The following is a 22849-nucleotide window of genomic DNA, read 5'->3' as shown; positions in this document are numbered from 1 at the left end:
TGCTATATGTTATATATACAAATAATGTTATAATATTATTATAATAAAGGCGGTGTTGAGATGTTAAATATTTACTTTGGAGATAAAGAGGGAAGCAAATATATTTATAATCCCGATTCATATTTTGACCATTGGTATGATCCAAATTGGTTGGTAAAAGATTTATCTAAGGAGATAATAAAGGCTGTAGATAAATCTGAAGTTATAGGACCCAATTTAATTCAAAGTCCTGTTTTTGGAGCGATGTCCCCAGATAGATTGTCTGGAGGTACAAAGACTTTGATATTGATAGATAATGATAATGAGCATATATTTAATGCTACTCACTGTGGAAATAACTGTGCTCCATACTTGTTAAAAATAGCAGAAAATAAGGATGTTACAGTTACATTGGAGTATATAATGGATTTTGGAACTGACTTTGAAATAAAGATACTTAATACAGGTAATGTAGTTAATAATTTTGATGATTATTTTAGAGAAGCTAGAATTGCTCTAAGGGGTGAGTAAATGAAGGGAAAATATAGAATAAAAATTTATGATAGATTTGTTAGCTATGATTTTGAAATAAAAAGAAATATAACTATTATAAGAGGCGATAGTGGAACTGGAAAAACTTCATTAATAAAACTGCTATTAGAACATCAAGATCACCCAGAAAATGTTGCATTTATAGGCGATTGCGAAACATTAGTAATAACAGGAGAAACATCTTGGGAGATGTTTAAACAGGATGCAAAATCAGAAAATCCTAAATATAGCAAGCGAATAGTATTTATTGATGAGGGATATAGATTTGTAGATAAGTGTTTATTTTATGAGTATGACAATTATTTTGTTCTTATATCTAGAAAAGATACTAATAAAAAGCTTTCTCAATTATTATATAGTATAGAAGAAATATACGAAATAGTTAGTTCTGGAAAGTATAATACAACTTCTCCCGTATATAATGAGCTAGTTCCTATGTATAAGAGTAGTCCTAATGATAACCCAGATTTATTGATACTAGAAGATGAAGCATCAGGGTTCCAGTTTTTTGAATCTGTGTTTCCAAACTGTGAGTCTGCAAAAGGGAATTCTAATGTAGTTACAAAATTAGAGGATGTATCTAAAGATAAAAATATTTTAGCTATTGTTGATGGAGCAGCATATGGTCCATATTCAAGTGATTTATTTACTTATATAAGCAAATATAAAAATATAAATGTATATTTTCCAGAGTCTTTTGAATGGATAATTTTAAAATCAGGTGTAATAGAAGATATTCCTAATATAGAAGAAAAACTTAATTGTACATATGACTATGCAGATTCCCTAGAATATAATAGTTGGGAAGATTATTATTTCAAATTATTAGAATATGAAACTTTAAATGATAGACGTAAACAATATAATAAACACAAATTAAAAGAGTTTTACACAAGTAAAGGTATAAAAGAGCTAATTTTAGATGTATTACCTTTTAGATTAATAAATTCAAATTAATAAATACTGATTAAAAAGTGCTACTATGATTAATTTCATGGTAGCATTTTTTATTTGAAGTAATTTTAAAAACTTCTCCGGTATTTGTATAATCGTCGTCACAGGATGTTTTTTAATCAGCCGTATATTTTGTGTAATCACAAATTAATTTGCATCGACAATTCTGCAAGCGCCTCGCAGCCACTAAATGTATTACATAAAAGTGCGAGGCGCTGAAGCCTGGAGAGCAAATAATTGTGATTGATCAAAATAGGCTGTTAAAAAGAAATTGTGATAACTTTTATTGACATATGTCATAAACAGAGTATAATTATAGTTGTAAGTGACATATGTCGATAACTTAGGAGGTGTTTTATGCCTAGACCAATTAAATGGAGAAATGTTTGCGGTCTTCCAGAAAATGAAAGATTTGGACCGATAGACGCTCCTGAATCAGAAAGAAAATTTATAACGATGACTGTAGACGAGTATGAAACAATAAGATTAATAGATCTTGAAGGTTTTAATCAGACTCAGTGTGCAGAGCAGATGAATATCGCAAGAACTACAGTACAGGGAATTTACACAAGTGCGAGAAAGAAACTTGCGGAATCTCTTGTAAATGGTAGTGTTTTAGTTATAAAAGGTGGGGAGTATGTTCTTACAGAAGGCTCAGGAATGGGATGTATGCGAGGATGTAAGAAATGTAGAAAAAGAAAGATGATGGAAAAAGAACAACAAGAAAAAGAAATTTTAAACTTAGAAAAAAATTCAAATGAAGAAAAGTAGTTTGAGGTAGAAATAGGTGCAAATTTAAAAGAAATTTAAAATAATAAAGATTAAAGAGAATAAATATTAAAAATAACAAAGGACGTGTAAAATTATGAGAATAGCTATACCAGTAGACGAAAAAAATATAGATTCAGAGGTTTGTATATCATTTGGACGTACACCATACTTCCTAATATACGACACAGAAAACGGAAATGAAGAAATTTTAGACAATAGTGCAATAGCAGAATCAGATGGTGCAGGAATTAAGGCATCTCAGACAATAGTTGATGCTGAGGTGGAAGTTCTTTTAACACCGAGATGTGGTGAAAATGCAGCCGAAGTTCTTGAAGCAGGAGAAGTTAAGATGTATAGAACATTTAAGGGAACTGCAAGAGAAAATATAGAAGCTTTCAAAGAAGGAAAATTAGAGGAATTAACTGAAATCCACGCTGGATTCCACGGACATGGTGCAAACTAGTATGAATATAGCAGTGCTTAGTGGAAAGGGTGGAACAGGAAAAACCCTTCTTTCAGTAAATATGGCTGCAGCATCAGAATCAGCTACTTATATAGATTGCGATGTAGAAGAGCCAAATGGATATTTGTTCTTTAAACCAGAAGAAATTGTAGAGGAAAATGTATCTGTAAAAATTCCTGAGGTCGATAAAGAACTTTGTAGTGGTTGTAGAAAATGCGTGGATTTCTGCAAATTTAATGCACTTGCATTTATAAAAAAGGCACCAATTGTATTTGGAGATATTTGCCATTCATGTGGTGGCTGTTCGCTACTATGTCCAGAAAATGCAATTACTGAAAAAGATAAAGTAATAGGAAAAATAGAAAAAGGAAAATCTCAGGGAATTGATGTATACACAGGGATTTTGAATACTGGTGAGGTGTCTGGAGTTCCTATAATAGAGAAATTACTTGAGGAAAATAGAAAATCAAAAAGCAGTGCAACAGAAAATAGTGCAACAGGTAATGAAAAACTTTCTATTATAGATTGCCCTCCAGGAAGTGCGTGCATAGTAATGGAAAGTATAAAAGATGCTGATTTTTGTGTGTTAGTTGCTGAACCGACAGCATTTGGAGCACATAACTTAGAAATGGTGTATGAGTTAGTTAGTTTATTTGGTAAATCATTTGGAGTGGTGCTAAATAAATGCTTAGACGGAGAAAACCCATCAGAAGAATTCTGTAAAGAAAAAGGAATTAAAATTCTTGGAAGAGTTCCTTTTGAAAAAGAGCTTGGAGAGATAAACTCAAATGCAAAAATAGCAGCTAGAGAAAGTGAAAAATACAATAAATTGTTTAAAAATATACTTGAAACAGTGAAAGGAGAGGTGCAACATGAAAGAGCTTCTTATACTGAGCGGTAAAGGTGGAACTGGAAAGACTACTGTGGCTAGCTCATTTATAAAGCTTTCAAATACAAAGGCTTATGCTGATTGTGATGTGGATGCTCCAAACCTTCATCTTGTGGCAGGTAAAAAAACTGAGCCTGAAAAGAAAGAGTACTATGGGCTTCCAAAGGCAGTAATAGATCAAGATAAATGTATCCAATGTGGAAAATGTATGGAAAACTGTAGATTTGATTCCATAATGGAAAAAAATGGAGATTTTTCTGTAAAGAAATTTGGCTGTGAGGGATGTGGCGTGTGTGAATATGTATGTCCTTCAGATGCGATAACAATGCAGAAATCAGCTGCAGGAGATACTATGCTTTACAAAGAAGGAGATAGAGTATTTTCAACAGCTAAGTTGTATATGGGAAGTGGTACATCAGGAAAACTTGTCACAGAAGTTAAGAAAAATATGAGAGATAATGCAACTGATGATGTAGAAATAGCCGTTATAGACGGATCTCCAGGAATTGGCTGTCCGGTAATAGCTTCTTTAAATGGTGTGGATGCACTTCTAATAGTTGCAGAGCCTTCTATTTCTGGGATGAGCGATATGGAGAGAATTATAACAACTGCAGCGAGATTTAGAGTGAAAACTGCGGTGTGTGTAAATAAATTCGATACTAATATAGAAAATACAAATAGAATAGAAGAATTCTGTAAAGAAAATAATATTTCTCTAGTAGGAAAAATTCCTTATGACACAGAGGCAGTTAAGGCGATAAACAGTGGAAAAACTATAGTTGAGGTAGATTGTCCTTCTGGAAATGCTGTTAGAGAGGTATATAATAAGGTTGTTGATATGCTTTTTGAAGAAACAGAGAAAGTTTCTAAAGGAAAGGATTATGAAAACGTAATAACACTATAGAATATTAACCACAATAAAATATATTATAAAATGCAAATATTATAAATATATTATGAAATATTAAAATACTATAAAACAGATTATTAGATATTAACATTATAAAATGATGATATAAAATATTTTGGGAAAAGAGATGTTAAACTATGATAATAAAAACACTTTGCGAGAACACATCTGTAAATGAAGATATAAAGGCTGAGCATGGGCTTAGTTTTTATATTGAGTTAAACAATGGAAGAAAGCTTATGATAGACACAGGTCAGACAGATTTATTCTATGAAAATGCTGAAAAAATGGGAGTAGATGTATCTGATGTAGAATGTCTTGTGATTTCACATGGGCATTACGACCACGTTGGTGGATTAAACAAATTCCTTGAAGTAAATAAAAAAGCAAAGGTTTATGTGCACGAACTTGGATTTGATGATTATTTTTCTAAGAGCAGCGGAGAAATAAAATACATTGGAATGGATAAAAATCTTGAAGAAAATCCTCAGATAGTAAAAACTAAGGGAGTATTTGAAGTCGACGAAGATATTAAATTATTTTCAGATGTAGCACACGAAACTCCATTACCTGCATCAAATTCAGGTCTTTTTATGAAAGAGAATGGAGAAATAGTTCAAGATAAGTTCTTACATGAGCAAAATACTATTATAAAAGAAGATGGAAAGTATGTCCTATTTACAGGATGTTCACACAATGGAATAGTTAATATACTAAAACAGTTCTACAAAAACGAAGGAAAATATCCAGATTTTGTTATAGGAGGATTCCATTTCTCTTGGAAAAATGCAGACGCAGATGCGGATTTTAGTTATGTAGATGAGGTAGGAAAATTCTTATTAGAAACAGGAGCTAAGTTCTATACAGGTCATTGCACAGGAATTCCAGCATATGAAAGACTTAAAGAAATCATGGGAGATAAGATTGATTATTTAGCCTCAGGATCTGTTGAGACTTTATAAATAAATAATTTAAATTCAGTCGCAAATTTATGACGTTATTATATGGAGGTATTTGAAATGTTAAAAATAGCAGTAGCAAGTGAAGAAAAAATGGTAGCAGGACACTTTGGTCATTGCTCAAACTTCAATATATTTGATGTTGAAGACGGAAAAATAGTTAAAGAAGAATCAATAGCAAACCCAGGACATAAACCAGGATTTTTACCTAATTTCTTAAATGATATGGGTGTTAAAGTTGTAATATCTGGCGGTATGGGCGGTGGCGCCATAGAAATATTCAATGAAAAGAATATAGAAGTTATAACAGGTGCAACTGGTGAAGCTAAAGCTGCAGTGGAAGCTTATGTAGCTGGAAACTTAAAATCAACTGGAAGCGTATGTAACAAACATGAACACCATGGAGAATGCGGAGGACATTAATATTTCGTTGAAATACAGAGGGGTTGTTGCGATATTTAGCAGCAACCTCTTTTTTTAAACGGATTTTTATAACATATTAATTCCCTTCCAGGCTTCGGCACTTTTTCTGTCTAGTTCGAGCGCTGCTCGAAGCTATTGAAAAAAGTGCCATGCAGATTGTCAGTGGAATTTAATATGTTATCCAAATCCTAAAAAGAGTCGCTTTTTAAATATAGTAACAAACCAATTCTGATATTTTAAAAAAATATTAAAACATACTTAGGGGAAAGAATCAGATTAAAAAATTTTTACTAGAAGACGCTCTTTTATTTCTTGATGACTAATGTGAATAAGAAGTTTATAAATGTTATAATATGGGTATATAATGAATATATTAATGAAATAGTAAATTTATTAAATTTGTTTTATATGGAGGGATAAGATATGTTAGAAGTAGGTACTAAGGCGCCAAGTTTTACACTGCCTGATCAGAACGGAGATATGCATAGTTTAGAGGATTATAGAGGAAAGAAGGTTCTTCTATATTTCTATCCAAAGGATAATACACCTGGTTGTACAAAACAGGCTTGTGGTTATAGTGAGAGAGCACCTAAGTTTGAGGAAAATGGTGTTGTTGTTCTTGGAATTAGTAAAGATAGTGTAGCATCACATAAGAGATTTGAAGAAAAACAGGGACTTTCTTTCACAATTCTTTCAGACACAGAATTAGAAGCTATTCAGGCTTATGATGTATGGAAAGAAAAGAAGAATTTTGGAAAAGTTGCAATGGGTGTTGTGAGAACTACTTACCTTATAGATGAGGAAGGGGTAATCATTGAAGCGAATGGTAAGGTAAAAGCTGCTGAAGATCCAGAAAAAATGTTGAATTTAGTAGAAAATATGTAATTAGATAAAATAATGGCCTATCGAATTATTACGATAGGCCTATAATTTTATTCTATTTCTTTAAATCCATTTCCTAGTACTTCATGAACATCTGTAACGATTAAGAAAGCTTTTGGATCTATTCTTTTTACTAATTTTTTAAGTCCATTTTCCTGTCTCTTATTATTAAGCACAACAAGGAATAAGTCTTTATTTTCGTTAGTATATCCACCTCTTGCATTTATTATAGTTAAACCTCTATCAAGTTCGCTAGTTATTGCAGATCTTAGTTCTTCTTCTTTTTCACTTATTATGAAGAAAGCTTTTGAACTTTCAAATCCTTCCATTACTATGTCGGCGATTTTAACTATTATGAAAAGAGCTAATCCTGAATAAAGAGCTGTTTCTATACTTCTGTTTACTATACCAGCAGATATTACGACCATACCGTCAAGGCAGCTCATAAACTGAGTTGGTTTTAGGTTAGGGAATTTCTTACTAAGTATAAGTGCTATTAAATCCGTTCCTCCAGTTGAAGCATCAACCTTAAACATTATACCTAGAGCAAGTCCGATAAGAACAGCACCTGCTATTGCTGATAGTAGTGCATCATGTGTTAAATTCATACGAGATAATCCATCAGTAGCCTGTACCATAAATGAGAACAGTAAAGTACCGAAAAGAGTTTTCATTGAGTTTTTAACACCCATTATTTTGAAAGTAAGTAGAACAAGTGGAACACCTATTATAAGCATTATTACAGATACTGGTATCCCAGTAACCTTATTTAAAACTACTGATAACCCACTTAACCCACCAGGAGCTATTGTATGAGGTTTAAGGAATGCATTTATCCCAACACTCATAGATATACATCCTAAAATAAGACCGAAAAATTCTAGTATTGCTGATTTTTTACTTTCTTGCATTTTATTCCTCCTAAATATTAAATTTTCTCTTAAATAACAATATCATTATAACATAAATATAAAAATAATAAAATTGAAAAAATAAAATAATATCGACATTTTTCTGTAAATAAATAAAGGAATTATTTAAATATACTTATTATTTAAAAATAAAAATAAATTAGAAAATTTTAAATTTATATAAATTTATAGAAAAATTATATTGATGAGAAATTAAAATAAAAAATACAAAAAAATAAAAAACATGATATAAAAGAAAATTTGTGGGTATAAAAATAAACAAGAGTCAATATAGATTATATTGATAATATTATAGAAAAAAAGTATTTAAAACTTCACTCAAAATAGCAATTGTGGTATAATATTTGAGTAAAGTTGTTTAGGAGATACCCAAGTGGGTATTAACAAACTACAGACAATTAATAATTGAAAGGGGATTAACACAAAATGAAAATAACAGTTCCAGAAACAGCAGCGGAAACTTTAAAATCTATATTAGCAGAAAATCCAACTCAGCCAGATAATATAAGAGTATTCTTCCAGGGAGTATCTTGAAGTGGACCAGCTTTTGGTCTAGCTTTAGATCAGGTAGAAGATAACGACTTAACTTACGAACACGAAGATTTAAAATTCGTAATGAGTAAGGAAGAGCATGAAGCTTACGGAGATATAGTAATAGAAGATACAGGATATGGATTCAAAGTAATACCAGAATCAATGGTAGGACAGGGATGCAGCTGTGACAGTGGTTGCGGTGGATGTTGCGAATAATATTCGCATATGATGCCAAGTTATATAGATAGAAATATTTGTATAATTAAATAGAAAAAAACTATAAATAAAGCGCGAATTATAGAAAGATGTCTTTTTTACAAAGGCATCTTTTTTTATTTCATAAAAAGTATTAATATAGGAGTATAGTGTAAAATCTAAAAATAACTATTTTGGAGGTAATAAAATGAAAATAACAGTTCCAGATACAGCAATAGAAACTTTAAAATCTATATTAGCTGAAAATACTGATAAACCACAGAATATAAGAGTATATTTCCAGGGTGTTGCTTGTAGTGGGCCATCTTTCGGATTAGCTTTAGATGAAATGGAAGAAGGAGATGTTTCTACAGAAGTAGAAGGATTAAACTTCGTAATGGCTTCTAAAGAATATGAAGTTTATGGAGATATAGTAATAGAAGATACAGGATTTGGATTCAGAGTAATACCAGAATCAATGGTAGGACAGAGCTGCAGTTGCGACGGTGGTTGCGGTGGATGCTGCGGAGAATAATCTGTAGAACAATTTTTCTATCACAACAAAAAAGAATAGTTTATTTTGCAAGAAATATAACTATATATCCTAGTTTGAGATACCTTGATAAGAGTAATTTATCAAGGTATCTTTTTTATTCCTAAGGAAATTATAATAATTTAAAATTGTGGAAAACTTATGTACAATAGTAATATGAATGTATTGAAGAAACAAAAAGATGAAAAAATCATTAAGAAAATATTAAAAAATCACTTTGAAGAATTCAAACTAAAATATTGGAATAAAGTTAGAAGAGAAATGAGAGATCAGATAGAAAATACTGTAATAAAGGCTTTAAATTGTGGAAATATAGAGAACGGATATATAAAACACAAATGTATAGACTGTGGAGAAGAGTATATCCAAGGGTTCACTTGTAAAAGTAAGTTTTGTACAAAGTGTGGAAGAAAATATTCTATGGAATGGGCAGAAAAACAGGTAGAAAATATGCTTGATGTTTCTCATAGACATGCAGTTTTCACAATTCCGGAGGAGTTGAGAGTTTATTTCTACAGAAAGCGAGAGCTTTTAAAAGATTTACAAGATGCTACATATGAGGTATTAGATAGTTTTCATAAAAATAAAACAAAGGGAAATTATGAATTAGGGGTAATTGCTGTAGTACACACCTTTGGTGGAGATTTAAAATGGAATCCTCATATACACGCCTTATACACCGAAGGTGGAATAGATAGAAATAATAAGTGGTTCAAAAAATTAGATTTCATACCATATACATATATGAAAAAGGTATGGCGAAAGTTGGTACTAGATATAATAAAAAACAATTTTAGCGATAGAAAAACTAAAAATTTGATAAATAAGCTATATAAGAAAGAATTCTATGTAAATGCAGAAAGACGTTTAACTAATATAAAACAGGCAACTCAATATATAGGTAGATATTTGGCTAGACCAGCTATCGCTGAATATAGAATAATTAATTACGATGGAAAAAATGTAACTTACTGGTATGAAAACAAAAAACCTAAGGAAAAAAGAGAAATAACTGTAAATGTATTAGAATTTATAGGTAAAATAACCCAACATATTCACCCGAAGGGTTTTAGAGTTGCAAGAAGATACGGTCTATATTCAAGAATAAAAAATAAATTAAGCATAGAAATATTGAAGTTATATAACTTTATGAGACACAGAAATATATCTAAGCTGATAAAAAAGAAGAATACAGTAAAGAAAAATTTTAAAGATAGATTGATAGAATCATTTGGAGTAAATCCTTATATTTGTAAAAATTGTGGAAAAGACATGATTCTATGGGAAATATGGCATTATAAATATGGATTAATATATAATGCACTAGATAAATCAAATTATAAAAGAATAATCTACGAAGAAATTATAGAAAAAGAAATTTCTTTGAATACAACAACACAAATAGAATTATTTTAAAAGTCTATTAATAAATAGGCTAGCTTTGCTATACTCAAATATAAATAATAGTGTATAATTAGTGTAATTAAAATTATTAGGAGAAATAGTATGTTAAAAGAATTAGAAGAAATGAGTAAAGGACAAAAGTTATATAATTATGAATGTAAGTCTTGTGGATTTGAAAAAGGAGTACCAGAATTTATAGTAGAAGAATTAAGACAAGATGCATTCTTTTCATCAGGAGCGATAGCTTCGCTAAATGAAAAAAATATGCCAGAATTAATTTGTCCTAATTGTGGAGCTAAATTTGAATACAAAAAAACTGACGACCGTTAGGTGTCAGTAAAGGTACTGTCACAAGAACACCTTTTAAAGGTGTTCTGTGGCAGTATTTTTTTATTGTGTTTAATATATAAGATATAAATTAAAAGCAATACTTTAATTTGTATTTTAGTTTTAATAATTATGATATAATAGAAAAGATAAATACGATTAAAATTGGAGGAGCATAGATGAGAAGAAGAAAGAAAAAAGGTGCTGATATAAAACTTCTTAGCTACACAGACTGCGTATTCCACGAAAACGTAGAAGAAATGGCTGGGAAATGGCACGAAAGATTTGGAAACGAAAATCCAATACACATAGAAGTTGGGACTGGAAAAGGACAGTTTATAACTACATTAGCTGAACTAAATCCAGATAAAAACTACATTGCTATGGAAATAAAAGAAGAGGTACTACTTCATGCGGTATACAAAGCAAAAGAAAAAGGCTTAACAAACATACTATTTATATGGGGAGATGTAAAAATGCTTCCAGAATACTTTGATGTGGCAGAACTTTCAAGAATATATGTAAACTTCTGTGATCCATGGCCTAAAAATAGATGGGCAAAAAGAAGACTAACTCACTCAGATTTCTTAAACATATACAGAAGAGTATTAGACGAGAACGGAGAAATACACTTCAAAACAGACAACGAAAAATTATTCGAATTTAGTCTAAATGAAATTGCTGAAAACGACTGGAAACTAAAAAACATATCTTTAGACCTTGCGAATAGTAACTATGAAGGAAATGTAACTACAGAATACGAGGATAAATTCATGGCTCAGGGAATGAAAATATATAGACTAGAAGCAGCAAAAAGAAAATAAATTAGAATATAAAAATGACTGTTGCATATTTTGCAGCAGTTTTTTTCTTGATTTAAAATAATCCCCCTCTCAGTCTCCAGGCTTCGACGTGTGTGTACGTAAAAGATTTAAAAAAACTATTGCAAAATTATTTTAGCAGCCGTAATTTTGTGAGCAATCACGAATTAATTAGCATCGACAATTCTGCAAGCGACAATATTATTATTTTGGTATAGTAAGCTTCTAAAAAAGGGTAAGAAACGAATTAACACAACAATCTGCAGAACTTTGCAACATTTTGAAAGCATAGCTTGAAAAAGCAAAGTTCGAAGCCTGGAGTGTTAATCGTTCTTACCCTTTTCTCATTAGAAGATTGCTTCTCTTTTTCTCATTGAAAATAATCCAAATAGTATTATTAAGCAATGTATCGCATACAATACAATTCTAATTTTTATTACTTCAAATCCAAAAATCAACTCTGTAGAAGAAGACGGTGGTAGAAGTGCTAAAATTGCTGCAATAAGCATAACTATTGGGTTGATAACTATCTGCTTATCCGATCTAAAAATCAAAATCTTACCAGCCCAAAGAAAAGTTAAAACAAAAAATGCAATTTTTAGTACAAAATCAACGGTTTCTATCATAATATATAAATTCCTTTCATAGCTAATATAACATTTATTTTACTAATATTTTTTACCTAGTATAAATTAAAAAAATAATTAAATTTATTTAAAAATAATACCATATAAAAACGTATATACTATTAAAAAGTATAATAAATAAAAATTAAATTTTCAATACCTAAAGAATAATAATTGTATAAACAACTAAATTTAAAAGATAAATTAAAATAATTTTAAAATGTAAAAATAGAAAAGGGGCTATCACATTTTCTACAGACAATAAAATATACTATCTTGAAGAATAGTTTTTATTTACTAGTAATAGTTTTTATGATATATTATTAGTACTAGGTATTAATAATAGGAGGTAAAAATGAATCTTAAAGAAATAAAAGAGCTTTTAACGCTTATAGACAATACAAAACTTGAATATGTAAAACTAAATACTTCAGACATAGAGCTTGAAGTTTCTAAAAAAGTAGTTGGAAATATAGAAATAGGAACAAAAAACGCTTCAATAGCTGAAAATACAGTAAATAATACAAAAAAGTCATCATCTACATTTAATAATATAAAAGAAGAAAATAATACAATAAATGTAAAAGAATCTTTAGAAGATGAATTATCAAAAGAAAATAAAGTCGACGAAGATAAAATTGAATTTGCAGGAGAAAACTTCAAAGAGGTAAAAGCACCACTTATCGGTACTTTTTATGAATCTCCAGATCCAGATTCTCCAGCATTTGTAAATGTTGGCGACCATGTCGAAAAGGGAGATACACTTTGCATAGTTGAAGCTATGAAATTAATGAACGAAATTAAGAGTGAATTTACAGGAAAAGTTGTAGAGATAAAAGCTACAAATGAAAGCATGGTAGAGTATGGACAGACTTTATTCGTGATAGAGGAAGATTAAAAGGAGATAAAAATGAAAACTTTAAATAAAATACTAATTGCAAATCGTGGGGATATAGCTGTTAGAATAATTAGAACTTGTAGAGAAATGGGAATAAAAACAGTAGCTATTTACTCAGATGCAGATAGAGATTGCATACATAGATTTTTAGCAGATGAATCTATTTGTATAGGTCCTGGAAATATTGCAAAAAGCTATAACAATATAGACAACATATTATACATTGCAGAAAAACTAGAGTGTGATGCAATTCATCCGGGGTTTGGATTCTTATCTGAAAACCCAGAATTTGTTAGAAGATGTAAAGAAAAAAACATAATATTTATAGGGCCATCAGAAGAGCAGATGGTGCTTATGGGGGATAAATCAAAGGCTAGAAGTACAATGCAAAAGCTTGGAGTACCTGTTGTTCCAGGGTCTAAGGCTGTTTTAAAAGATAGAGAAGAAGCTAAGAAAATGGCCGAAGAAATAGGATACCCAGTTATGATAAAAGCATCTGCAGGTGGCGGTGGAAGAGGAATGAGAATAGTCCACAAAGCAGAAGATTTAGAAAAATCTTTTGAAATAGCTAAATCAGAGGCCATATCATACTTTAAAAACGGCGACTTATACATGGAAAAATTTATCCCAAATCCAAGACATATAGAAGTTCAGGTATTTGGAGATAAATTTGGAAATGCAATACATCTAGGTGAAAGAGATTGCTCAATGCAGAGAAGAAATCAGAAAATGATAGAAGAATCTCCAAGTTGCTTTTTAAATGATGAAGAAAGAAAAGGTTTATACGAAAGTGCTTTAAAAGCTGTAAAAGGAACTAATTATGAAGGTGCAGGAACTGTTGAATTTATAGTAGATAAAGATAAAAACTTCTACTTTATAGAAATGAACACGAGAATCCAGGTAGAACACCCTGTAACTGAGATGATAGTAGACAGAGATTTAATAAAATTACAGATACAGATTGCAGCAGGCAACCCAATTCCATTCAAACAGGAAGATATTTTAATGAGAGGACATGTTATAGAATGTAGAATAAATGCAGAAAATCCAGAAAGTGGATTCACACCATGTCCTGGGGAAATTGAAGAGATAAATATTCCAGGTGGATTTGGAGTAAGATTTGACACATTTGTATACGCAGGATACAGCATCCCACCTCTATATGATTCGATGATTGGAAAACTAATATGTAAGGCTGATACAAAAGAGGAATGTGTTGCAAAAATGAATGGGGCATTGGATGAGCTAATAATCGACGGAATAAAAACAAACATAGAATTCCAAAGAGAGCTAATAAACTCTGATGAATTCCTAAATGATACACACGATACAGGATTTATAGAAAGAAAATTAAGCGAAAGATAGGTGATAGATAAGTGTTAAATGGATTACAGCTTTTTAAAAAAGAGAAACAAAAGAATAAAGCTAAGAAAAAAAATGACAACTATACATCTATTCCTATAAAAATTCAAGAAAAAGAAGAAACTAAAGAGGATGGAAATTATATATCAAATAAACATGTTTCAAACAATATAGATGATAGATTTTGGAGTAAATGTCCAGAATGTGGGGAATATACGTTTAACAAAGATTTAGAGGAAAATTTATTTGTTTGTCCAAAGTGTAATAAGCATATGAGAATGAACGTAAGAGATAGAATAGAAATGCTTACAGATAAAGGGACATTTATTGAAATAAATAAGGAAAGTGATGTAGTGGATCCCTTAAAATTCCCTAATTATAGCGAAAAAATAACATCATATAAAGAAAAAACTCACGAGTCAGAATCCGTTATAACGGGGGTTGGAAGAATAAATGGTATTAGATACGTGCTATGTGTTATGAATCCAGCTTTTATGATGGGAAGTATGGGTTCTGTTACAGGTGATAAAATTTCGTATGCTTTTGAATATGGAGCAGAACACAATATACCAGTTGTTGTTTGTAGTGCATCTGGTGGTGCAAGAATGCAAGAGGGAATGATGTCTTTGATGCAAATGGCAAAAACTTCACGGGCTGTTACAAAGCTTTCTGAAAAAGGACAGCCATACATCTCAATTTTAACTGATCCTACAACAGGTGGGGTGACTGCTAGTTTTGCGATGCTTGGAGATATAATAATATCTGAGCCAAAGACACTTATTGGATTTGCAGGGAAAAGAGTTGTTAGACAGACAATAGGTAGAGAGCTACCAGAAGATTTCCAAACTGCTGAGTTTATGATGGTGCATGGATTTTTGGATATGATTGTAGAGCGAAAAGATTTAAAAGATACAGTTTACAAAATTTTGTACATGCATAAGAGGAAGTAAAAATGGAAAGAAATGTAGAACAGATAAAGAAGGATATAAAAAATTTAAAAGAAATTTCTAAAACAAGTGGGCTAGATTTTTCTGATAAAATATTATATTTAGAAGAGATTTTAAAAGAAGAAGAGTCTAAGAAATTTAAAAGTTTGACTCCTTACGAAAAGGTAAGTATAAGTAGGGATATAAAAAGACCTACAGCACTTGATTATATAAATAGAATTGTAAGCAATTTTATAGAGCTGCATGGAGATAGAGGATTTGCAGATGATAAAGCGATTGTAGGTGGTATAGGAAAAATAGGCAAGTACTCTGTTACAGTAATCGGAAATCAGAAGGGAAACAGTACAGAGGAAAATATATACAGAAATTTTGGTATGGCAAATCCAGAAGGATATAGAAAAGCACTTAGACTTATGAAACAGGCCGAAAAATTTAATCGACCTATTATAACTTTTATAGATACATCTGGAGCATACTGTGGAATTGGAGCAGAAGAAAGAGGTCAAGGTGAGGCAATTGCAAGGAATTTAATGGAGATGAGTGCTCTAAAAGTACCTGTTATAGCAATAGTAATAGGAGAAGGCGGTAGTGGTGGAGCACTTGGAATAGGAGTAGGCAATGAAATTTGTATGCTTGAACACTCTGTCTATTCTGTAATATCTCCAGAAGGTCTTTCAAGTATATTATTTAAGGATTCATCAAAATCAAAGGATGCTTGTGAATATATGAAAATGACTGCACAGGATTTAAAAGAGCTTAAAATAATAGACCATATAATTGATGAACCGGTTGGTGGTGCTCAAAATAATCCTGATAAAGTAGCTGAGAGTATGAAAGAATATATAATTGATAGATTAAATTATTATACTAAGTTTAGTGGAGAAAAGATTAAGAATCATAGATACGAAAAATTTAGAAATATAGGAAAGTACTTTTAAAAATTTTTGATGAATATAAAATATTAAAAATAAGGTGAAAATAGAACAAAAGAAGTTTATAATATGTTTATGAGACTTTTGAGGAAGGAGAGTAGATAGATTGAAACTTTTTTTGTTTGATGGGTTGTTCAATGCAGCCTATTTTATATTAGGTACATTTTTGCTAGGACTGATACTCAATTTTATCGAGGATAGAAATATAGATTATCTACAAAATGGGCTTGGGCGAAAAGGAATCTTGATAACTGGAATTGTAGGGGTTCCTGTTCATGAAATGAGCCACTTTTTAGCTTGTAAACTATTTGGGCATGATGTCGAAAAGGTCGAGCTTTTTAGACCATCTAAGAGCAAATCTGATGGTGTGCTTGGAAGGGTAGTTCACTCGAGAAACAAGGGAAATCTATACAAAATGATAGGAGATTTCTTTATAGGAACTGCACCAGTTATAATAGGAAGCTTTATAGTTTATATGCTTATAAAATTTTATTTAGGTAGCGAGTTTGCAATATTTAATATGATAATAGATATTGAAAAGAGCTTAGAAATGATTGAGAGTTTAGATTTAATTAAATTCCTTATACATATAGTTATGGCAGGGATAAATACTTTATTCTTAATAATAAATTCTCCGTCGCTACTTTCTATAAAAGGTATAGTGCTTTTGTTTGGGATTTATTCAATTTGTATACACCTGTCGCTTAGTAGAGCAGATATTGAAAATAGTAAGAGTGCGATTCCTATAGTTGTGCTTATAATTGTGCTTTGTACGATTATTTTTGGACTTATGGGTATTGATTTTAGTGGTAAGTTTATAAGATTAGTTACTTATATGTTCTTGATTATGACTACTTGTATAATAATATCTATACCAGTAACTGTAGTATCGATGATAATATCTGCAATCTTCGGGAGATTTAGATAGAATAAGAGTTAAGCTGTTACAAAATTTTGTAGCAGCTTTTTTAATTAATCACAAGTATTCTTTCTCCAGGCTTCAGCGCCCCACTTTATTAAACTAACACATTTCAAGGTGTGGGGCGCTTGCAGAATTGTCGAGGCGAATTACTTGTGATTAATTTTTAAAAGCTACTTACAAAATTATTGTAATAGAAAACTATTTATATTATTCAAAATTAAAATGTTACACAATAATATTAATAGATTTATTATATTATATTGTTTTTGTTATATTATATTTGTTATATTAAAATTGATTAATAAGGTATTCTGTTATTATATTTAAATTAGTTAAGAAAGTATTCCGTAGTTTGTATTCTCTAATATGTTAAATTCTTTGTTTTCTTTTACTATTTCTATGAAATTTTCAGCGTATTCTGGTAGTTTTCTATTTTTGTGGTATACTACTGAGAATGATCTGTTCCATTCTTTAGTTTTGTTTCTAAATGCGTACATTTCGCCGCTTTGGATTTCTTTTTCAAATAGTCTTAGAGATGCTACAGTTACGCATCCGTCGTTTATTACAGCCTGTTTGATTACTTCTGGAGAGCTTGCTTCCCAAGTTACATTTATTTTTAGTTTGTGTTTTTCAAGGTATTTTTCAAATAATTCTCTTGTTCCACTGCCTGGCTCTCTAAGAACAAAGTTGACATCTTTTAAATCAGCAAATGAGATATGTTTTTTTCCATAGAATGGATGATCTTTTGAACAGACAAGCACTAAAATATCGTCAACTTCTGGTATTGAGATTAGCTCTCTATTTTTCACCTTTCCTTCGACAACAGCTAAATCAAGCTCTGATTCAAGAAGAAGAGTTTCTATGTTTTTAGTATTATTCATTCTTATATATGTTTCAACATTTTTAGTATTTTCCTTAAATTCGGATAAAACTTTAGAAATAAAATTTGTTCCTACAGTAACAGTAACGCCGATTCTAAGAGTTTTAACATCCTTAAAAGCATTCATACCCTCTTCTAATTTGTCAAATTCTGCTAAAACATTTTTAGCATATTCTAAAAGCTTTTTGCCAGCCTCAGTTATATACAATTTTTTAGAAATTCTATCAAATAATAAAACACCATAGTAGTCTTCTAATTCTTTTATTGCTTGACTTACTGCGGGTTGAGATATAAAAAATTTTGACGCTGCTGTGCTCATTTTTCTATTTTCAGCTACACTTACGAAAATTTTTAAATGTCTTATTGTCATAGGAAAGCCCCCTTGAATTAATATATGATTTATAACTTAATTATATCAAAAATATATAAATATATGATAAGGAAATCTTATCTGAACCATAATTTAATATAATTTTAAACCTATATGAAAAAGTGTTATATTAGTAGGTAGAGGCTTTTAAGCAATAAAATTTTCTAGGTAGCAAAATTATTAATAAGGAAATTTTAGACTATAAATTGGGAAAATCACTAAAATTTTAAGGAGGATTTTTGTATGGCAACATTAACAGTAAGTAAGGCGGAAGAGGCTAGAGTAAAAGCATTAGGATTCTTTAGCAACAAAGGAACAGATAATTTTTCAGGAAGAGTAATTACAAAAAATGGTAAAGTAAGTGCAGAAGTTTTAAGAAATGTTGCGGAAGCAGCAGAAAGATTTGGTAACGGAGAAGTTTTAGTTACTACAAGATTAACTTTAGAATGTCCAGGAATACCATTTGAAAATATAGAACCATTTATGAATTTCTTATCAGAAAAAGGTTTAGAAACTGGTGGTTCAGGAAAAAGAGTTAGACCAGTTGTGTCTTGTAAGGGGACAACTTGTCAGTATGGGCTTATAGATACTTATGATTTATCAGAAAAAATACACGATGAATTCTACACAAAATGGCACAATGTAAATCTACCTCATAAGTTCAAAATAGCTGTTGGTGGATGTCCAAATAACTGTGTAAAACCAAACTTAAACGATTTAGGGGTTATAGGAGCTAGAGTTCCAGCTATAAACTTAGAAAAATGTAAGAGCTGTAAAAAATGTGCTGTTGAGGCAGTATGTCCAGTTGGAGCAGCTAAGTTAGTTGATGGAACAATGGTTGTAGATTACGATAAATGTATAAACTGTGGTAGATGTATAGAAAAATGCTATTTCAAAGCAATGGATACACAGAAACAGGGATACAAAGTATACGTTGGAGGAAGATGGGGTAAACAGATTTCTCACGGTAAATTATTAGGAAAAATATTTACAGATGAAGCAGAAGTAATGAAAACTATAGAAAAGGCGATATTATTCTTTAGAGAAAATGGAAACTTTGGAGAAAGATTCGCAGTTACTGTAGAGAGAGTAGGATTTGATAAAGTCGAAAAAGAACTTTTAAGCGATGATATACTTTCAAGAAAAGATGAAATACTAGCAAGAGAATTTTAATTTCATAAATTCATAAAAATTAAAATAGTTCTATTTTAAAACTCTAAATATGAAAATTTCAATGTTTATTTGTATTTTAACTTGTAAAAATTTTAATATAAAGTAAAAAAGACTAGACTTTTTAACTAAATACATTTAAAATAAATACAGGTGTTAAATAAAGTAAAATTTAAGTAATACATTCTAACACTAAATATTTTAAAAAGATTGTTAGAAATTTGTTAAAAGTTTAAATGGAGGAATTGATATGTTAAAAAGACCTAGAAGACTTAGAATAAGCAAAGCAATGAGAAATTTAGTAAGAGAAACTAAAATAGATGTAGACGATCTTATATACCCACTATTCGTTGTTGAAGGTGAAAATATAAAAGAAGAAATACCTTCACTTCCAGATGTTTATCATTTTTCAGTGGATATGTTAGAAGCTGAAATAAAAGAAATAGTGGAATTAGGTATAGAACACGTTATAATGTTTGGTATACCAGGTGAAAAAGATGCTTGTGGTTCAGAAGCATTTGCAGATAACGGAATAGTTCAAAGAGCTGTTAGAAAAATAAAAGAAGTAGCTCCAGAAATGAACGTAATAACAGACGTTTGTATGTGCCAGTACACAAGCCATGGACACTGTGGAATATTAACTGAAAAAGGTTATGTTGATAATGACCAGACATTAGAATATTTAGCTAAGATAGCAGTTAGCCATGCAAAAGCAGGTGCTGATATGGTAGCTCCTTCTGATATGATGGACGGAAGAATAGGTGCTTTAAGAAATGCACTTGATGAAAATGGATTTGAAACAGTAGGAATAATGGCATACAGTGCAAAATATGCTTCAAGTTTCTACGGACCATTTAGAGATGCTGCAAACTCAGCTCCATCATTTGGAGATAGAAAAACTTACCAGATGGATCCAGCAAACAGTACAGAAGCTTTAAGAGAATGTGCTTTAGATATAGAAGAAGGAGCAGATATAATAATGGTTAAACCTGCACTTTCTTACTTAGATGTTATAAGAAGAGTTAAGGATAATTTTGATATGCCACTTTGTGCATACAATGTTTCTGGTGAGTATTCAATGCTTAAGTTAGCAGTTAAGGAAGGACTTTTAAATGAAGATGCTATAATGGAAGCAGTTACTTCAATAAAAAGAGCTGGTGCGGATATGATAATAACATACTTTGCCAAAGATATCGCTAAGAAAATAAAATAATTAATATTGGGATAAAAAAGACTAGTTAATCCTAGTGTAATCTTGAAAAGAGAAGGAATATATTCAAAATACTCCAGGCTTCGACGCTTTCTTTGTCTAGCTCGAACTCCGTTCGAGGCTAATGACGAAAGCGTCATGCAGATTGTCGTAATTTTGAATATAATTCCTTCTTTTTAGTTACACTTGTTTTTAACTAGTCTTTTTTTATCCCAATAATTAATTATGTTTATAAGTCTGTCGCTCGTACAATCTGGGGGACTGGTTTGAAGTTGGATATTTTGAGAAAATTGAGAGAAAAATGAAGAAAGATTATTTATAGGTTTGTGGTATAATTTGAATAAAAGTAAATTAAAGGAGTTGATTTATATGATAAAGAATAAGAAAGATTTTGTTGTTTGGGGAGTGACTTTTATTTCTTTGGCACTTCTTGATTTAGCATTGTGTTTTGCTAAGGATTTTGATTATTATTCTGTTATGATGACATCTTTGATGTTTATGTTCGGGTTGAATGGGATAGTTAATTCAATGTTTGATGAGAGTGACAAGGAGAGAGAAGAGCATAGAAAGGTAGATTCAGCGATTGAGTTTAAGGCTAATAATATAGCGATTACTGTTACTAAGATTTGTGTTGTGTTGTTTTTCGGTGGGATTTATCTTCTTAGAGGAACTACTTGGATTACAGATGCGCTTATGGGATATGGTATGGTTGCGATGGTTGTTTTTGATGTGATGATTTTCTCTGAGTTTTTTGCTAAGATTTATTATATAAGAAAAGTTAATAATAGATAAATTAATTAAAAGGACAAGAGAATAACCACCCTTGTCCTTTTGTTTTATTTATTTATAGAGTCTGCGTACTTTTCCGCATCTTTTTCACTTGCAAATGTATCAAGTCTTACAAGTACACAAGTGTTATTTTTGTCGATTTCTGAAGTGAAGTCTTTGTAGTCGCCCTTTCCATGATTAATAGCTTCCATAGAGTTGCCGTAAGACAATGTTAAAGCAGATAGTACATATGAGCCGCCTGGAACAAGTTTTACACTGTAGTACTCATCTACATCTTCTGCAGCGGCAAAAGATGGCATTGCAGCATTAGGTGCACTGTTTTTATCATTTAATAAGCTTATATCAAAGCTAGTACGAGCAGAAGTTGATGATAGGTTTAGTTTACAATTTTTCCACTCATCATCTATGTCATAAATCATAGTGAATGATTCTTTATTGCTTTCATCAGCAGATCCGCCAAACATAACCACGTTGTTTTCTACCATAGAGCCATTTTCCCAAACTTCATAAGAAAGCACTGTTCCTTTAACATCTTTTGGATAGTTTACATCCACTACAAAAGGATATTCACCTACTAAAGCGGCAATCTGTTTTTCTCTTTCTGTCAATGTTATTGGAGTTACATCAGATGCTTTTCCAGCCTGAGAGCAACCTGTTGCTAGTAGAGATACTGCTAAAATTGATGCTAAAACAAGATTTTTTTTCATAATAATTCTCCTTTCGAGAAATCTTTTTAAATAATAGAAGTCTTTTTTATTATAGAAATCTTTTTAAAAATTTTCTCTTTTAATTTCGTATATAATATGTTCCATTTCTTTCCCATTGTATATTTTTATATAGCTATCTACTGAGGTCATACCAAGCTTTTCTGCTGTCCTAATTGAAGCTATGTTATTAGGTCGAATTTGGGCTATCACTGACTCTGTATCAGTAGTATCAAAGGCTTGTTTTATAGCAGCTCGCCCACCTTCAACAGCATATCCCTTGCCCCAATGTTCCTTATCCAAAATCCAAGCAACTCCGACAAGTCTTTTATCCTCAATTTCTTCAATTAAAGGGCCAATCATACCGATTATATTTTCACTTTTCTTTTCTATAGCAATATAGTAGCTAAAACCATCTCTACCGTATCTCATTATATTTTTATCTATCCAATTCTCAACCTCATCGTCTGAGAAACCATGTTACCAAGCAT

At 30.9% G+C, this 22849-nt stretch carries 26 protein-coding genes and 1 pseudogene; 22 read left to right on the top strand and 5 right to left on the bottom strand.

What is annotated here, in order from left to right; translation table 11 throughout:
- Nucleotides 1-60 precede the first annotated feature (60 nt).
- The 9 genes from ACK2WO_RS08620 (at nucleotide 61) to bcp (ending at nucleotide 6785) form a co-directional block, all read left to right on the top strand.
- The gene (locus tag ACK2WO_RS08620) at nucleotides 61-510 is read left to right on the top strand and encodes a DUF4869 domain-containing protein (protein ID WP_414697479.1); all 450 of its coding nucleotides are present in this window, start codon (nucleotides 61-63) and stop codon (nucleotides 508-510) included.
- Entirely contained in the window at nucleotides 511-1488 is a 978-nt protein-coding gene (locus ACK2WO_RS08615) for an ATP-binding protein (RefSeq protein ID WP_414697478.1), read from the top strand.
- A gap of 354 nt (nucleotides 1489-1842) precedes the next feature.
- A complete protein-coding gene (locus ACK2WO_RS08610) occupies nucleotides 1843-2256 on the top strand; it encodes a DUF134 domain-containing protein (protein WP_414697477.1) in 414 nt (137 codons plus the stop codon).
- 94 nt (nucleotides 2257-2350) lie between these two features.
- The gene (locus tag ACK2WO_RS08605; RefSeq protein WP_414697476.1) at nucleotides 2351-2719 is read left to right on the top strand and encodes a NifB/NifX family molybdenum-iron cluster-binding protein; all 369 of its coding nucleotides are present in this window, start codon (nucleotides 2351-2353) and stop codon (nucleotides 2717-2719) included.
- 1 nt (nucleotide 2720) lies between these two features.
- Entirely contained in the window at nucleotides 2721-3620 is a 900-nt protein-coding gene (locus ACK2WO_RS08600) for a 4Fe-4S binding protein (RefSeq protein WP_414697475.1), read from the top strand.
- Nucleotides 3592-4512, top strand: a complete 921-nt coding sequence (locus ACK2WO_RS08595) for an ATP-binding protein (RefSeq protein ID WP_414697474.1) — start codon at nucleotides 3592-3594, stop codon at nucleotides 4510-4512. The genes ACK2WO_RS08600 and ACK2WO_RS08595 overlap by 29 nt, the downstream gene beginning before the upstream one ends.
- A 143-nt stretch (nucleotides 4513-4655) precedes the next feature.
- A complete protein-coding gene (locus ACK2WO_RS08590; RefSeq protein WP_414697473.1) occupies nucleotides 4656-5480 on the top strand; it encodes an MBL fold metallo-hydrolase in 825 nt (274 codons plus the stop codon).
- 57 nt (nucleotides 5481-5537) lie between these two features.
- On the top strand, nucleotides 5538-5900 hold the full coding sequence (locus ACK2WO_RS08585) for a NifB/NifX family molybdenum-iron cluster-binding protein (RefSeq protein WP_118549155.1): 363 nt from the start codon (nucleotides 5538-5540) through the stop codon (nucleotides 5898-5900).
- 423 nt (nucleotides 5901-6323) lie between these two features.
- Nucleotides 6324-6785: a thioredoxin-dependent thiol peroxidase gene (gene bcp, locus ACK2WO_RS08580; protein WP_414697472.1), complete on the top strand. Its 462-nt coding sequence runs from the start codon at nucleotides 6324-6326 to the stop codon at nucleotides 6783-6785.
- Between the two features lie 47 nt (nucleotides 6786-6832).
- Here bcp and ACK2WO_RS08575 read toward each other — a convergent pair whose 3' ends face one another.
- Complete coding sequence (locus ACK2WO_RS08575) at nucleotides 6833-7693, bottom strand: YitT family protein (protein ID WP_414697471.1); 861 nt, start codon at nucleotides 7691-7693, stop codon at nucleotides 6833-6835.
- A 636-nt stretch (nucleotides 7694-8329) separates the two neighbouring features.
- Between ACK2WO_RS08575 and ACK2WO_RS08570 the strand changes: the two genes are divergently transcribed.
- From ACK2WO_RS08570 to trmB, 5 genes are all read left to right on the top strand, one after another.
- Nucleotides 8330-8464 (top strand): hypothetical protein, encoded by a 135-nt coding sequence (locus ACK2WO_RS08570; RefSeq protein ID WP_414697470.1) that lies wholly within the window; start codon nucleotides 8330-8332, stop codon nucleotides 8462-8464.
- A gap of 187 nt (nucleotides 8465-8651) precedes the next feature.
- Nucleotides 8652-8978 carry a Fe-S cluster assembly protein HesB gene (locus ACK2WO_RS08565; protein ID WP_178411360.1) on the top strand — a complete coding sequence of 109 codons (327 nt, stop codon included), beginning with the start codon at nucleotides 8652-8654 and terminating at the stop codon, nucleotides 8976-8978.
- A 159-nt stretch (nucleotides 8979-9137) separates the two neighbouring features.
- A complete protein-coding gene (locus tag ACK2WO_RS08560) occupies nucleotides 9138-10412 on the top strand; it encodes a transposase (protein WP_414697469.1) in 1275 nt (424 codons plus the stop codon).
- Between the two features lie 90 nt (nucleotides 10413-10502).
- Complete coding sequence (locus ACK2WO_RS08555) at nucleotides 10503-10730, top strand: hypothetical protein (protein WP_414697468.1); 228 nt, start codon at nucleotides 10503-10505, stop codon at nucleotides 10728-10730.
- 176 nt (nucleotides 10731-10906) lie between these two features.
- The gene (trmB, locus tag ACK2WO_RS08550) at nucleotides 10907-11551 is read left to right on the top strand and encodes a tRNA (guanosine(46)-N7)-methyltransferase TrmB (RefSeq protein ID WP_414697467.1); all 645 of its coding nucleotides are present in this window, start codon (nucleotides 10907-10909) and stop codon (nucleotides 11549-11551) included.
- A 344-nt stretch (nucleotides 11552-11895) separates the two neighbouring features.
- Here the strand turns inward: trmB and ACK2WO_RS08545 are convergent, their stop codons facing one another.
- Nucleotides 11896-12174, bottom strand: coding sequence for a hypothetical protein (locus ACK2WO_RS08545; RefSeq protein WP_414697466.1), 279 nt, complete (start codon nucleotides 12172-12174; stop codon nucleotides 11896-11898).
- Between the two features lie 355 nt (nucleotides 12175-12529).
- Between ACK2WO_RS08545 and accB the strand changes: the two genes are divergently transcribed.
- From accB to ACK2WO_RS08520, 5 genes are all read left to right on the top strand, one after another.
- Nucleotides 12530-13072, top strand: coding sequence for an acetyl-CoA carboxylase biotin carboxyl carrier protein (accB, locus tag ACK2WO_RS08540; RefSeq protein WP_414697465.1), 543 nt, complete (start codon nucleotides 12530-12532; stop codon nucleotides 13070-13072).
- A gap of 12 nt (nucleotides 13073-13084) precedes the next feature.
- On the top strand, nucleotides 13085-14437 hold the full coding sequence (gene accC, locus ACK2WO_RS08535; RefSeq protein ID WP_414697464.1) for an acetyl-CoA carboxylase biotin carboxylase subunit: 1353 nt from the start codon (nucleotides 13085-13087) through the stop codon (nucleotides 14435-14437).
- 11 nt (nucleotides 14438-14448) lie between these two features.
- Complete coding sequence (gene accD / locus ACK2WO_RS08530; RefSeq protein WP_414697463.1) at nucleotides 14449-15384, top strand: acetyl-CoA carboxylase, carboxyltransferase subunit beta; 936 nt, start codon at nucleotides 14449-14451, stop codon at nucleotides 15382-15384.
- Nucleotides 15385-15386: 2 nt separating this feature from the next.
- Complete coding sequence (locus tag ACK2WO_RS08525; RefSeq protein WP_414697462.1) at nucleotides 15387-16319, top strand: acetyl-CoA carboxylase carboxyltransferase subunit alpha; 933 nt, start codon at nucleotides 15387-15389, stop codon at nucleotides 16317-16319.
- 100 nt (nucleotides 16320-16419) lie between these two features.
- Nucleotides 16420-17241 (top strand): hypothetical protein, encoded by an 822-nt coding sequence (locus tag ACK2WO_RS08520; RefSeq protein ID WP_414697461.1) that lies wholly within the window; start codon nucleotides 16420-16422, stop codon nucleotides 17239-17241.
- 326 nt (nucleotides 17242-17567) lie between these two features.
- On the opposite strand, the gene ACK2WO_RS08515 is transcribed toward ACK2WO_RS08520, so the two are convergent.
- Nucleotides 17568-18485: a LysR substrate-binding domain-containing protein gene (locus ACK2WO_RS08515; protein ID WP_414697460.1), complete on the bottom strand. Its 918-nt coding sequence runs from the start codon at nucleotides 18483-18485 to the stop codon at nucleotides 17568-17570.
- 243 nt (nucleotides 18486-18728) lie between these two features.
- Between ACK2WO_RS08515 and ACK2WO_RS08510 the strand changes: the two genes are divergently transcribed.
- The 3 genes from ACK2WO_RS08510 (at nucleotide 18729) to ACK2WO_RS08500 (ending at nucleotide 21657) form a co-directional block, all read left to right on the top strand.
- Entirely contained in the window at nucleotides 18729-19658 is a 930-nt protein-coding gene (locus tag ACK2WO_RS08510) for a 4Fe-4S dicluster domain-containing protein (protein ID WP_414697459.1), read from the top strand.
- Nucleotides 19659-19905: 247 nt separating this feature from the next.
- Nucleotides 19906-20868 carry a porphobilinogen synthase gene (gene hemB / locus ACK2WO_RS08505; protein WP_006440441.1) on the top strand — a complete coding sequence of 321 codons (963 nt, stop codon included), beginning with the start codon at nucleotides 19906-19908 and terminating at the stop codon, nucleotides 20866-20868.
- A 366-nt stretch (nucleotides 20869-21234) separates the two neighbouring features.
- A complete protein-coding gene (locus ACK2WO_RS08500; RefSeq protein ID WP_414697458.1) occupies nucleotides 21235-21657 on the top strand; it encodes a hypothetical protein in 423 nt (140 codons plus the stop codon).
- A gap of 44 nt (nucleotides 21658-21701) precedes the next feature.
- On the opposite strand, the gene ACK2WO_RS08495 is transcribed toward ACK2WO_RS08500, so the two are convergent.
- Nucleotides 21702-22361: a hypothetical protein gene (locus tag ACK2WO_RS08495; protein WP_414697457.1), complete on the bottom strand. Its 660-nt coding sequence runs from the start codon at nucleotides 22359-22361 to the stop codon at nucleotides 21702-21704.
- Between the two features lie 63 nt (nucleotides 22362-22424).
- Nucleotides 22425-22817: pseudogene (locus tag ACK2WO_RS08490) on the bottom strand (GNAT family N-acetyltransferase); the annotation flags it as partial.
- Between the last annotated feature and the right edge of the window lie 32 nt (nucleotides 22818-22849).

Origin of the sequence: Peptacetobacter sp. AB845, assembly GCF_047528295.1 — a bacterium.
GTDB lineage: Bacteria > Bacillota > Clostridia > Peptostreptococcales > Peptostreptococcaceae > Peptacetobacter.
This window is presented reverse-complemented; position numbering and strand designations above follow the sequence as displayed.

Excerpts from the sequence above, each read along its gene's own strand:
- ACK2WO_RS08620 (WP_414697479.1), top strand. The coding sequence starts at position 61 with ATGTTAAATATTTACTTTGGAGATAAAGAGGGAAGCAAATATATTTAT.
- ACK2WO_RS08615 (WP_414697478.1), top strand. The coding sequence starts at position 511 with ATGAAGGGAAAATATAGAATAAAAATTTATGATAGATTTGTTAGCTAT.
- ACK2WO_RS08610 (WP_414697477.1), top strand. The coding sequence starts at position 1,843 with ATGCCTAGACCAATTAAATGGAGAAATGTTTGCGGTCTTCCAGAAAAT.
- ACK2WO_RS08605 (WP_414697476.1), top strand. The coding sequence starts at position 2,351 with ATGAGAATAGCTATACCAGTAGACGAAAAAAATATAGATTCAGAGGTT.
- ACK2WO_RS08600 (WP_414697475.1), top strand. The coding sequence starts at position 2,721 with ATGAATATAGCAGTGCTTAGTGGAAAGGGTGGAACAGGAAAAACCCTT.
- ACK2WO_RS08595 (WP_414697474.1), top strand. The coding sequence starts at position 3,592 with ATGAAAGAGCTTCTTATACTGAGCGGTAAAGGTGGAACTGGAAAGACT.
- ACK2WO_RS08590 (WP_414697473.1), top strand. The coding sequence starts at position 4,656 with ATGATAATAAAAACACTTTGCGAGAACACATCTGTAAATGAAGATATA.
- ACK2WO_RS08585 (WP_118549155.1), top strand. The coding sequence starts at position 5,538 with ATGTTAAAAATAGCAGTAGCAAGTGAAGAAAAAATGGTAGCAGGACAC.
- bcp (WP_414697472.1), top strand. The coding sequence starts at position 6,324 with ATGTTAGAAGTAGGTACTAAGGCGCCAAGTTTTACACTGCCTGATCAG.
- ACK2WO_RS08575 (WP_414697471.1), bottom strand. The coding sequence starts at position 7,693 with ATGCAAGAAAGTAAAAAATCAGCAATACTAGAATTTTTCGGTCTTATT.
- ACK2WO_RS08570 (WP_414697470.1), top strand. The coding sequence starts at position 8,330 with ATGAGTAAGGAAGAGCATGAAGCTTACGGAGATATAGTAATAGAAGAT.
- ACK2WO_RS08565 (WP_178411360.1), top strand. The coding sequence starts at position 8,652 with ATGAAAATAACAGTTCCAGATACAGCAATAGAAACTTTAAAATCTATA.
- ACK2WO_RS08560 (WP_414697469.1), top strand. The coding sequence starts at position 9,138 with ATGTACAATAGTAATATGAATGTATTGAAGAAACAAAAAGATGAAAAA.
- ACK2WO_RS08555 (WP_414697468.1), top strand. The coding sequence starts at position 10,503 with ATGTTAAAAGAATTAGAAGAAATGAGTAAAGGACAAAAGTTATATAAT.
- trmB (WP_414697467.1), top strand. The coding sequence starts at position 10,907 with ATGAGAAGAAGAAAGAAAAAAGGTGCTGATATAAAACTTCTTAGCTAC.
- ACK2WO_RS08545 (WP_414697466.1), bottom strand. The coding sequence starts at position 12,174 with ATGATAGAAACCGTTGATTTTGTACTAAAAATTGCATTTTTTGTTTTA.
- accB (WP_414697465.1), top strand. The coding sequence starts at position 12,530 with ATGAATCTTAAAGAAATAAAAGAGCTTTTAACGCTTATAGACAATACA.
- accC (WP_414697464.1), top strand. The coding sequence starts at position 13,085 with ATGAAAACTTTAAATAAAATACTAATTGCAAATCGTGGGGATATAGCT.
- ACK2WO_RS08525 (WP_414697462.1), top strand. The coding sequence starts at position 15,387 with ATGGAAAGAAATGTAGAACAGATAAAGAAGGATATAAAAAATTTAAAA.
- ACK2WO_RS08515 (WP_414697460.1), bottom strand. The coding sequence starts at position 18,485 with ATGACAATAAGACATTTAAAAATTTTCGTAAGTGTAGCTGAAAATAGA.
- ACK2WO_RS08510 (WP_414697459.1), top strand. The coding sequence starts at position 18,729 with ATGGCAACATTAACAGTAAGTAAGGCGGAAGAGGCTAGAGTAAAAGCA.
- hemB (WP_006440441.1), top strand. The coding sequence starts at position 19,906 with ATGTTAAAAAGACCTAGAAGACTTAGAATAAGCAAAGCAATGAGAAAT.
- ACK2WO_RS08500 (WP_414697458.1), top strand. The coding sequence starts at position 21,235 with ATGATAAAGAATAAGAAAGATTTTGTTGTTTGGGGAGTGACTTTTATT.
- ACK2WO_RS08495 (WP_414697457.1), bottom strand. The coding sequence starts at position 22,361 with ATGAAAAAAAATCTTGTTTTAGCATCAATTTTAGCAGTATCTCTACTA.